Source organism: Streptomyces sp. NPDC059567, from assembly GCF_042735655.1.
Lineage (GTDB): Bacteria > Actinomycetota > Actinomycetes > Streptomycetales > Streptomycetaceae > Streptomyces.
The window spans coordinates 53,244-63,111 of the sequence record NZ_JBHWBS010000028.1 but is presented as its reverse complement, the minus strand read 5'-3'; the positions used below and the strand labels follow the sequence as shown (position 1 = coordinate 63,111).

Annotated in this window: 9 protein-coding genes; 5 read left to right on the top strand and 4 right to left on the bottom strand. The window is 69.0% G+C overall.

Going from position 1 to position 9,868, the window contains the following annotated elements; genetic code table 11:
- Positions 1-172 precede the first annotated feature (172 nt).
- A complete protein-coding gene (locus ACFVZW_RS15615; protein ID WP_384521288.1) occupies positions 173-2,422 on the bottom strand; it encodes a (Fe-S)-binding protein in 2,250 nt (749 codons plus the stop codon).
- A gap of 143 nt (positions 2,423-2,565) precedes the next feature.
- Positions 2,566-3,051: a sugar transferase gene (locus ACFVZW_RS15610; RefSeq protein WP_384521285.1), complete on the bottom strand. Its 486-nt coding sequence runs from the start codon at positions 3,049-3,051 to the stop codon at positions 2,566-2,568.
- Positions 3,052-3,299: 248 nt separating this feature from the next.
- Here ACFVZW_RS15610 and dnaK point away from each other — a divergent pair, with 248 nt between their 5' ends.
- From dnaK to ACFVZW_RS15590, 4 genes are read left to right on the top strand one after another with little or no spacing between them, the layout of a single operon-like run.
- Positions 3,300-5,144 (top strand): molecular chaperone DnaK, encoded by a 1,845-nt coding sequence (gene dnaK / locus ACFVZW_RS15605; protein WP_384521282.1) that lies wholly within the window; start codon positions 3,300-3,302, stop codon positions 5,142-5,144.
- Positions 5,144-5,809: a nucleotide exchange factor GrpE gene (gene grpE, locus ACFVZW_RS15600; protein WP_376434921.1), complete on the top strand. Its 666-nt coding sequence runs from the start codon at positions 5,144-5,146 to the stop codon at positions 5,807-5,809. Before dnaK ends, grpE begins: the two co-directional genes overlap by 1 nt.
- A 30-nt stretch (positions 5,810-5,839) precedes the next feature.
- The gene (gene dnaJ / locus ACFVZW_RS15595; protein WP_376434919.1) at positions 5,840-7,027 is read left to right on the top strand and encodes a molecular chaperone DnaJ; all 1,188 of its coding nucleotides are present in this window, start codon (positions 5,840-5,842) and stop codon (positions 7,025-7,027) included.
- Between the two features lie 4 nt (positions 7,028-7,031).
- Positions 7,032-7,490 carry a heat shock protein transcriptional repressor HspR gene (locus ACFVZW_RS15590; RefSeq protein ID WP_329118783.1) on the top strand — a complete coding sequence of 153 codons (459 nt, stop codon included), beginning with the start codon at positions 7,032-7,034 and terminating at the stop codon, positions 7,488-7,490.
- 58 nt (positions 7,491-7,548) lie between these two features.
- On the opposite strand, the gene ACFVZW_RS15585 is transcribed toward ACFVZW_RS15590, so the two are convergent.
- Together ACFVZW_RS15585 and ACFVZW_RS15580 are read right to left on the bottom strand one after the other, a co-directional pair.
- Positions 7,549-8,022 carry a hypothetical protein gene (locus tag ACFVZW_RS15585; RefSeq protein ID WP_384521277.1) on the bottom strand — a complete coding sequence of 158 codons (474 nt, stop codon included), beginning with the start codon at positions 8,020-8,022 and terminating at the stop codon, positions 7,549-7,551.
- A gap of 5 nt (positions 8,023-8,027) precedes the next feature.
- On the bottom strand, positions 8,028-9,011 hold the full coding sequence (locus ACFVZW_RS15580) for a helix-turn-helix transcriptional regulator (RefSeq protein WP_384521313.1): 984 nt from the start codon (positions 9,009-9,011) through the stop codon (positions 8,028-8,030).
- Positions 9,012-9,404: 393 nt separating this feature from the next.
- Between ACFVZW_RS15580 and ACFVZW_RS15575 the strand changes: the two genes are divergently transcribed.
- Entirely contained in the window at positions 9,405-9,725 is a 321-nt protein-coding gene (locus tag ACFVZW_RS15575; protein WP_329118791.1) for a (2Fe-2S)-binding protein, read from the top strand.
- The last annotated feature ends 143 nt before the right edge of the window (positions 9,726-9,868 follow it).

Below are 9,868 nucleotides of genomic sequence, written 5' to 3'. Positions count from 1 at the left end.
CTCTTTCCCTCACCCCCCCCCCCCATTTACCGCCCCCGTTCCCCCACCCCGGGCCAACATTGCCCAAGCAGCTGGTACCCCCCCGCGGGTTGGTCACAGCTCGATCAGGCCGGGCCCACAAAGGAGAGGGCCGCCCCGCGGATCTGCGGGACGGCCCTCTCGTATGTGACGACTACTCGGCGGAGACGGCCTCCGACACGGACTCCGGCTCCGGCTTCGCCTTCACCGAGTCGAGCAGCAGCTGGGCCACGTCCACGACCTGGACGGACTCCTTGGCCTTGCCCTCGTTCTTCTTGCCGTTGACCGAGTCGGTCAGCATGACGAGGCAGAACGGGCAGGCGGTGGAGACGATGTCCGGGTTGAGGGACAGGGCCTCGTCGACGCGCTCGTTGTTGATGCGCTTGCCGATCCGCTCCTCCATCCACATCCGCGCGCCACCGGCGCCACAGCAGAAGCCGCGCTCCTTGTGGCGGTGCATCTCCTGCTGACGCAGGCCCGGGACTGCCGACATGATCTCGCGCGGGGGCGTGTAGACCTTGTTGTGGCGGCCCAGGTAGCACGGGTCGTGGTAGGTGATCAGACCGTCGACCGGGGTCACCGGGATCAGCTTGCCCTCGTCGATGAGGTGCTGGAGCAGCTGCGTGTGGTGGATGACCTCGAACTCGCCGCCCAGCTGCGGGTACTCGTTCGCGATCGTGTTGAAGCAGTGCGGGCAGGTCGCGACGATCTTCTTCGCGGACTTCGGCTTCTTCGTCGACTCGTCCTCGTCGTCCTCGCCGAACGCCATGTTCAGCATCGCGACGTTCTCCTGGCCGAGCTGCTGGAACAGCGGCTCGTTGCCCAGGCGGCGGGGCGAGTCACCGGTGCACTTCTCCTCGCCGCCCATGATCGCGAACTTGACGCCCGCCATGTGCAGCAGCTCGGCGAAGGCCTTGGTGGTCTTCTTGGCCCGGTCCTCCAGGGCGCCGGCGCAGCCGACCCAGTACAGGTAGTCGACCTCGGTGAGGTCCTCGACGTCCTTGCCGACGATCGGGACCTCGAAGTCGACCTCCTTGGTCCACTCGACGCGCTGCTTCTTGGCCAGACCCCAGGGGTTGCCCTTCTTCTCCAGGTTCTTGAGCATCGTGCCGGCCTCCGAGGGGAAGGCGGACTCGATCATCACCTGGTAGCGGCGCATGTCGACGATGTGGTCGATGTGCTCGATGTCGACCGGGCACTGCTCGACGCAGGCGCCGCAGGTGGTGCAGGACCACAGGACGTCCGGGTCGATGACGCCGTTCTCCTCGGCGGTGCCGACGAGGGGGCGCTCGGCCTCGGCGAGGGCGGCGGCGGGGACGTCCTTGAGCTGCTCCTCGGACGCCTGCTCGTTGCCCTCCATGTCCTTGCCGCCGCCGGCCAGCAGGTACGGCGCCTTGGCGTGCGCGTGGTCGCGCAGCGACATGATCAGGAGCTTGGGGGAGAGCGGCTTGCCCGTGTTCCAGGCGGGGCACTGCGACTGGCAGCGGCCGCACTCGGTGCAGGTGGAGAAGTCGAGGATGCCCTTCCAGGAGAACTGCTCGACCTGGGAGACGCCGAAGACGGCGTCCTCGGCCGGGTCCTCCCAGTCGATCTCCTTGCCGGCCGTCGTCATCGGCTGCAGCGCGCCGAGGGCGGTGGAGCCGTCGGCCTTCCGCTTGAACCAGATGTTCGGGAAGCCGAGGAAGCGGTGCCAGGCCACACCCATGTTGGTGTTCAGCGAGACCGTGATCATCCAGGTGAAGGACGTGACGATCTTGAGCGCCGCGAAGAAGTAGGTGAGGTGCTGGATCGTGCTCAGGTCCAGACCGTCGAGCAGCGCGATCAGCGGGTACGAGGCGAAGAAGCCCGGCTCCCAGCCGGTCACGTGGTGCTGGACGCCTTCCAGGGCGCGCAGCGTCATGATGCAGACGCCGACGATGAGGATGACGGCCTCGACGAAGTACGCCTGGCCGGTCTTGGAGCCCGCGAAGCGGGACTTGCGGCCCGCCCCGCCCGGCCGGTTCAGCTGCCGGATCACGATCAGGGTCACGATGCCGAGGACGGTCATCAGGCCGAGGAACTCGGTGAAGATCTCGTACGGCAGCCAGTCGCCGATGATCGGGATCAGCCAGTCGGCCTGGAAGAGCTGGCCGAAGGCGTTGACGATCGTGAGCAGCAGCGAGAAGAAGCCCACCGCCACGAACCAGTGCGCCACGCCGACGACGCCCCAGCGGTTCATGCGCGTGTGGCCGAGGAACTCCTTGACCAGCGTGATGGTGCGCTGTGTGGGGTCGCCGGTGCGCGTGCCCGCGGGTACGGGCTGGCCGAGCATCACGAAGCGGTAGATCTGCGCGATGGCGCGGCCGAACAGCGCGACGGCCACCACCGTGATGGCGATCGACACGATGATCGCGGCGAGTTGCATGAGGGGCTCCTCGGGCGGGCCTGCGAGGCGGAGCGCCTGCACTCTCCAGTGTGGCGCTACTAAGCGGTAACTTATTCAGTCCGTGCTGAGATTACCCCTTCACGGCCCCGCGCTGTAGCGGCGCCTGCGGTGATCTGTGTCGCTCAGGCAAGCCTTGCCGCGCGACGCCTCCGGACTGCTGGAAGCGTACGCGCCAGGATCGCGAGATCCATCCCCAGCCAGTGGTGGTCCACATAGTGGAGATCGAGCAGCTCGCGCTCCTCCCACGGCAGCTCCGAACGTCCGCTGATCTGCCACAGCCCGGTCATCCCCGGCCGCACCGACAGCCGGCGCCGCGCCTCGCCCACGCACTCCCGGTGTCCGGGGGTGAGGGGGCACGGGCCGACCAGGGACATCTCCCCCCGTACGACGTGGAGCAGGAGGGGCAGTCCGGCCAGCGCGCTCTTCGTGCGGAACGTGACCATCGTGAAGGCGTTTCCGCCCCGGCCCGCGACGGTCCGGCGGCGCGTCACCCCGCCCGCGCCGGCCGTCGCGAGTGCGAGCGAGAGGGCGACGGCCGCGATCAGCGGGGAGAGGACGGTCAGCAGGGCGAGTCCGCCGAGGAGGTCGAGTGCGCGCTTGGCCGTCATTCCCCACACCCTTTCGAGTGACATTCATGGGATATTCGTGGGATATGCCCGCTATGCCCGGCAGGGGCACCCCGGACTCTCTCATGCGGAGGGGGGTCCGGGCAGGGAATGACGCGCCAGCGGCGTCTCTTTGAGCGGCTCCCAGGGTGAAGAGTTGAGTCGCCTCCACTCAGGTCTGTTGACGTGCCGAGGGTCGTCATGCATCCTTGAGTCAGTTCCACTCAAGTCAGTCAGCTGGAGGAATTGAAATGGCACGTGCGGTCGGCATCGACCTGGGCACGACTAACTCCGTCGTCAGCGTTCTCGAAGGCGGCGAGCCCACCGTCATCACCAACGCCGAAGGCGCCAGGACCACGCCGTCCGTCGTCGCCTTCGCGAAGAACGGCGAGGTGCTCGTCGGCGAGGTCGCCAAGCGCCAGGCGGTCACCAACGTCGACAGGACCATCCGGTCGGTCAAGCGCCACATGGGCACCGACTGGAAGATCGAGATCGACGGCAAGAACTTCAACCCGCAGCAGATGAGCGCCTTCATCCTGCAGAAGCTGAAGCGCGACGCCGAGGCGTACCTGGGCGAGAAGGTCGTCGACGCGGTCATCACCGTCCCGGCGTACTTCAACGACTCCGAGCGTCAGGCCACCAAGGAGGCCGGTGAGATCGCGGGCCTCAACGTCCTGCGCATCGTCAACGAGCCGACCGCGGCCGCCCTGGCCTACGGCCTGGACAAGGACGACCAGACGATCCTCGTCTTCGACCTCGGTGGTGGCACCTTCGACGTGTCCCTCCTGGAGATCGGCGACGGCGTCGTCGAGGTGAAGGCCACCAACGGTGACAACCACCTCGGTGGTGACGACTGGGACCAGCGCGTCGTCGACTACCTGGTGAAGCAGTTCGCCAACGGTCACGGCGTCGACCTGGCCAAGGACAAGATGGCTCTCCAGCGTCTCCGCGAGGCCGCGGAGAAGGCGAAGATCGAGCTGTCGTCCTCCACCGAGACGTCGATCAACCTGCCGTACATCACCGCCTCCGCCGAGGGCCCGCTGCACCTGGAGGAGAAGCTCACGCGCGCTCAGTTCCAGCAGCTGACCGCCGACCTCCTGGACCGCTGCAAGACGCCGTTCCACAACGTCATCAAGGACGCGGGCATCAACCTGTCCGAGATCGACCACGTCGTTCTCGTCGGTGGCTCCACCCGTATGCCGGCCGTCGCCGAGCTCGTCAAGGAGCTGACCGGTGGCCAGGAGGCCAACAAGGGTGTGAACCCGGACGAGGTCGTCGCCATCGGCGCCGCCCTGCAGGCCGGTGTGCTGAAGGGTGAGGTCAAGGACGTCCTGCTCCTCGACGTGACCCCGCTGTCGCTTGGTATCGAGACCAAGGGCGGCATCATGACCAAGCTCATCGAGCGCAACACCACGATCCCGACCAAGCGGTCCGAGATCTTCACGACGGCCGAGGACAACCAGCCGTCGGTGCAGATCCAGGTCTACCAGGGTGAGCGCGAGATCGCGGCGTACAACAAGAAGCTCGGCATGTTCGAGCTGACCGGTCTGCCGCCGGCCCCGCGCGGCGTCCCGCAGATCGAGGTCGCCTTCGACATCGACGCCAACGGCATCATGCACGTGACCGCGAAGGACCTGGGCACGGGCAAGGAGCAGAAGATGACCGTCACCGGTGGCTCCTCGCTGCCGAAGGACGAGGTCAACCGGATGCGCGAAGAGGCCGAGAAGTACGCGGACGAGGACCACGCCCGCCGCGAGGCCGCCGAGTCCCGCAACCAGGGCGAGCAGCTCGTCTACCAGACGGAGAAGTTCCTCAAGGACAACGAGGACAAGGTCCCCGGTGAGGTCAAGACCGAGGTCGAGACCGCCGTCGCCGAGCTGAAGGAGAAGCTCAAGGGCGAGGACACCGCGGAGATCCGTACCGCCACCGAGAAGGTCGCGGCCGTCTCCCAGAAGCTCGGCCAGGCCATGTACGCCGACGCCCAGGCCGCCCAGGCGGCCGGCGGCGACGCCCCGCAGGGCGAGGCCAAGGCCGACGACGACGTGGTCGACGCCGAGATCGTCGACGACGAGAAGCCGAAGGGCGGCGCTGTCTGATGACGGAGGAGACCCCGGGCTTCGACGAGCAGCCCGACGTCCCCTCCGGCGCCACCCCTGACGACGCCGCCGACGCCGCCGAGGCCCCCTCCACGGAGGAGGGCCCGGCGGCCCCGGCCGGGGACGCAAGCAGCAAGAGCTCGGCCGAGACCGCAGGTCTCACCGCCCAGCTGGACCAGGTCCGCAGCGCGCTCTCCGAGCGCACCGGGGACCTCCAGCGGCTCCAGGCCGAGTACCAGAACTACCGCCGTCGGGTGGAGCGGGACCGGGTCACCGTCAAGGAGATCGCGGTCGCGGGCCTGCTGACGGAGCTTCTGCCCGTGCTCGACGACATCGGTCGGGCCCGGGACCACGGCGAACTCGTGGGCGGCTTCAAGTCGGTGGCGGAGTCGCTGGAGACGGTGGCCGCCAAGATGGGGCTGCAGCAGTTCGGCAAGGAGGGCGAGCCCTTCGACCCGACGATCCACGAGGCCCTGATGCACTCGTACGCGCCGGATGTCACCGAGACGACCTGCGTGGCGATCCTGCAGCCGGGGTACCGGATCGGCGAGCGGACCATCCGGCCCGCGCGCGTGGCGGTGGCCGAGCCCCAGCCCGGGGCGACGCCGGCCGCGAAGGAAGAGAAGTCGGCAGACGAGGAGAGCGGTGGCCCCGAAGAGGGCTAGCGCGAAGATCGTCCGAGAGGAGGGACGTCGATGAGCACGAAGGACTTCGTCGAGAAGGACTACTACAAGGTTCTCGGCGTCCCCAAGGACGCCACCGACGCCGAGATCAAGAAGGCGTACCGGAAGCTCGCCCGCGAGAACCACCCGGACGCCAACAAGGGCGACACCAAGGCGGAGGAGCGCTTCAAGGAGATCTCCGAGGCGAACGACGTCCTCGGCGACCCCAAGAAGCGCAAGGAGTACGACGACGCCCGCGCGCTCTTCGGCAACGGAGGCTTCCGTGCCGGAGGCCCGGGCGGCGGCAACTTCAACTTCGACCTGGGTGACCTCTTCGGCGGCGCCCAGGGTCCCGGCGGCCCGGGCGGGGCCGGCGGCTTCGGCGGCGGCCTCGGCGACGTCTTCGGCGGACTGTTCAACCGGGGCGCGGGCGGCGGCGCGGGTACGCGCACGCAGCCGCGCCGCGGCCAGGACATCGAGTCCGAGGTGACGCTCAGCTTCACCGAGGCCGTGGACGGCGCCACCGTGCCGCTGCGGATGTCCTCACAGGCGCCCTGCAAGGCCTGTTCGGGCACCGGCGACAAGAACGGCACCCCCCGCGTGTGCCCGACCTGTGTCGGCACCGGCCAGGTCTCGCGCGGCGGCAGCGGATCCTTCTCGCTCACCGACCCGTGCGTGGACTGCAAGGGGCGCGGTCTGATCGCCGAGACCCCCTGCGAGGTCTGCAAGGGCAGCGGGCGGGCCAAGTCCTCCCGCACCATGCAGGTCCGTATCCCCGCCGGAGTCTCCGACGGCCAGCGGATCCGGCTGCGGGGCAAGGGCGCGCCGGGCGAGCGCGGCGGCCAGAGCGGCGACCTGTACGTCGTCGTCCACGTCGACGCCCACCCGGTGTTCGGCCGCAAGGACGACAACCTGACCGTCACCGTGCCCGTCACCTTCGACGAGGCGGCGCTCGGCGGCGAGATCAAGGTGCCGACCCTGGGCGGCCCGGCGGTCACGCTGAAGCTGCCCGCCGGCACCCCCAACGGCCGGACCATGCGCGCCCGCGGCAAGGGCGCGGTCCGCAAGGACGGTACGCGCGGCGATCTGCTGGTGACGGTGGAGGTCGCGGTGCCGAAGGAGCTCGACGACAAGGCCCGCGAGGCCCTCGAGACCTACCGTCAGGCGACGGCGGGCGAGGACCCCAGGGCAGAGTTGTTCCAGGCCGCGAAGGGAGCTTGACCCGATGGACAGCAGACCGGGACGCAGCCGCAATCCGTACGAACTGACCGACGAGACGCCGGTGTACGTCATCTCGGTGGCGGCCCAGCTCTCGGGCCTGCATCCGCAGACGCTCCGGCAGTACGACCGCCTCGGTCTGGTCTCGCCCGACCGCACGGCGGGCCGGGGCCGGCGCTACTCGGCCCGTGACATCGAACTGCTCCGCACGGTGCAGGCGTTGTCGCAGGACGAGGGCATCAATCTGGCGGGCATCAAGCGCATCATCGAGCTGGAGAACCAGGTCGCGGCGCTCCAGCAGCGGGTCGCCGAACTGTCGGCGGCCGTCGAGGGCGCCGCGTCGGCGATGCGTCAGCGCGAGGCGCAGGTGCACGCCTCGTACCGGCGGGACCTGGTGCCGTACACCGACGTGCAGCAGGCGAGCGCGCTGGTGGTGTGGCGCCCCAAGCGCCCCGGCGGCGAGTAGTTCTCGAGAACGGCGCGTAGGCCCCCTCCCACGGGAGGGGGCCTACGTGTGTGCGGGGCTACGGGGTGAGCTCGGCGATGATGTCCCCGAGCGTCTCCCACCAGGGCGCGGCGCCGGTGCCGAAGGCGGCGGCGAGGGCGGTGCCGACGGCCCGGTCCAGGGGCTCGGGCTCGGTTCCGGGAGCCCAGTCCTCGTCGACGCGGCCGTCGCCGGAGGACTCCAGGGTGCCGAGCGGGCGTCCGTCCCGGATCAGCCGGCTGTCGATGTAGCCGCACGGCACGAGCCGGTAGCGCACACCGCCGACACGGACGTCGACGCGGTACGAGCGCCGCAGGAGCCGTCCTCGCGAGGGCCGGATGCGGGCGGGCTCGCCGTCGACGGTGAGGGTGAGCAGGTCGCGCCTTCGGGTCCCGATGGGGATGTGCGGGTCGGGGGTGGTTCCCGGGGCCCGGACGAGCTCCACGGTCGGCATCCCGTGCGCGGAGACGCGCAGGGTTCCGGCCTGGTCGTCCAGGTCGATCTGTACGTACATGGTGGTCAGTGGTCCTGGTTCAGAATTCCGGACTGGGCGATGAGGTAGCCGAGTTGGGCTCGGCTGCCGCTGCCGAGAGCGGCGGCGAGCTTGGCGATGTGGGCGCGGCAGGTACGGACGTTCATACCGAGCCGGCGGGCGATGGCCTCGTCGACGTGGCCCTCGACGAGGAGCTTGGCGATGGAGCGCTGGATGCCGCTGATGCCGTCCTGGGTCTGCGCGTAGGGCACCTGCTCGCCGAAGGGGGTGGCGCGGGCCCAGGACTGTTCGAAGACGGTCGCGAGATACTCGACCAGGCCGGGATGGCGCAGTTCCAGGGCGACTTGGCGGTCCTGGCGGGCGGGTATCAGGGCCACCGAGCGGTCGATGATGATGAGCCGCTCGATGGACTCCTCCAGGGTCCGGACCTGGAGCCGGTCCATGCCGGCCTGTTCCAGATAGACCTGCATGCCGTGGCTGTGGCGGGCCGTGTGCTGGTAGAGGGTGCGGACGCGGACCCCGCGTTCGAGGAGCGGCTGGATGCGGTGGAGCGCGGTGTTGAGGGTGTGTTCGCTGCGTCCGCCGCCGGGCTGGATGGTCAGCAGTTCCTGCGAGCACTCGGCGGTGGCGCGGCCGAGGACGGCGTCGATGCGGTTGATGCCTTCGAGGACGGTGATCGCGTGGGTCGTCGAGGGGTCCTGGGCACTGATGGCCATGAACGGCTCGAAAACGCTGGAGAGTCCCAAGGCCAGGCTGCGGCGCTCCTGGATTTCCCGCTCCAGGGGGTGGACGAGCCGGGCCAGTGCCGCCGAGGGTGGGACCGGCCGCAGCCACGCGGGGTCGTCGGCGTCGGGGTGGAGAAGTGCCAGGTCCATGAGGCAGGGCGCGGCTTCTGCCTCGCTCCTGGTTATTCGCCCGGTACGCAACGCACTGGCGTACAAGTCCGATCCGGCTGCACAGAGATCGACATGACCGTGGGGATGTGTCGGTTCTGATTCGTTCTGCGGCATTTGAACACCCCCCAGGATCCTGTATTTCAGGAACATGATGCATTGCCCTGGTGGTGGAAGCGCAAAGACTGAGCCATCGTCTTGTACGCGGGGGAGAGGAAACCATCAAGTGAGGTCGAAGCCGCTCATGTCCAGAAAACTGCTTCGCTCGGTACTTGCTTCCGTCTTCATAGGGGCGGCGGCAGTGGGAGCGCTGGCCACCAGCGACCCGGTATGGGACAGCGCTCCTGCCAGTGTTGTCGCCGCTCCCGGTGATCCGGTGTGGGATGTCGCTCCCGCCGGTGATCCTGTGTGGGACGTGTCTCCGGCGGGTGTGACCGACCCGGTGTGGGACGTCTCCCCGGCAGCCCAGGCCGATCCGGTGTGGGACTCCTCCCCGGCGGGCGCGGACGCATGACCGTGCCGCCGGACGACCGGGTCTTCCGGCGAGAGATGGCTTCGGCCTATCGATCCGGGTGGCATTTCATCGATCTCGTCACGGCCATCCCCCACCGTGGCGATTCGTTGATGGTCACCCTCTTCGGAGAACCGATCGTCGTCGCTCGTGAGCAGGACGAGGACGTTCGCGCCTACCGGTGTCTGCGCCGGCCCCGCGGAGCCCCGCAGCCCGTTCGCTGTGCCATCCGGTACGGCATGATTTTCGTCAATCTCGATCAGCGGGACCACCAGCTGCTCGAGCCCGAGACCATCACCGCCACCCCCCGCAGTGCCTGAGCGGTTCCCCCGTCGTTGTAGATCGCTCAGGTGCTTCCCCCACACAGCGGCGGCCCAGCCGGGGAGGAAACCGAGGGGGGCCCGGGGGGGGGGCGGGGGGGGCGGCCCCCCGGGGGGGGCGGGGGGGGGGCCGGGCGGGGGGC

Excerpts from the sequence above, each read along its gene's own strand:
- ACFVZW_RS15615 (WP_384521288.1), bottom strand. The coding sequence starts at position 2,422 with ATGCAACTCGCCGCGATCATCGTGTCGATCGCCATCACGGTGGTGGCC.
- ACFVZW_RS15580 (WP_384521313.1), bottom strand. The coding sequence starts at position 9,011 with ATGCCGCAGAACGAATCAGAACCGACACATCCCCACGGTCATGTCGAT.
- ACFVZW_RS15610 (WP_384521285.1), bottom strand. The coding sequence starts at position 3,051 with ATGACGGCCAAGCGCGCACTCGACCTCCTCGGCGGACTCGCCCTGCTG.
- grpE (WP_376434921.1), top strand. The coding sequence starts at position 5,144 with ATGACGGAGGAGACCCCGGGCTTCGACGAGCAGCCCGACGTCCCCTCC.
- ACFVZW_RS15585 (WP_384521277.1), bottom strand. The coding sequence starts at position 8,022 with ATGTACGTACAGATCGACCTGGACGACCAGGCCGGAACCCTGCGCGTC.
- ACFVZW_RS15575 (WP_329118791.1), top strand. The coding sequence starts at position 9,405 with ATGACCGTGCCGCCGGACGACCGGGTCTTCCGGCGAGAGATGGCTTCG.
- dnaJ (WP_376434919.1), top strand. The coding sequence starts at position 5,840 with ATGAGCACGAAGGACTTCGTCGAGAAGGACTACTACAAGGTTCTCGGC.
- ACFVZW_RS15590 (WP_329118783.1), top strand. The coding sequence starts at position 7,032 with ATGGACAGCAGACCGGGACGCAGCCGCAATCCGTACGAACTGACCGAC.
- dnaK (WP_384521282.1), top strand. The coding sequence starts at position 3,300 with ATGGCACGTGCGGTCGGCATCGACCTGGGCACGACTAACTCCGTCGTC.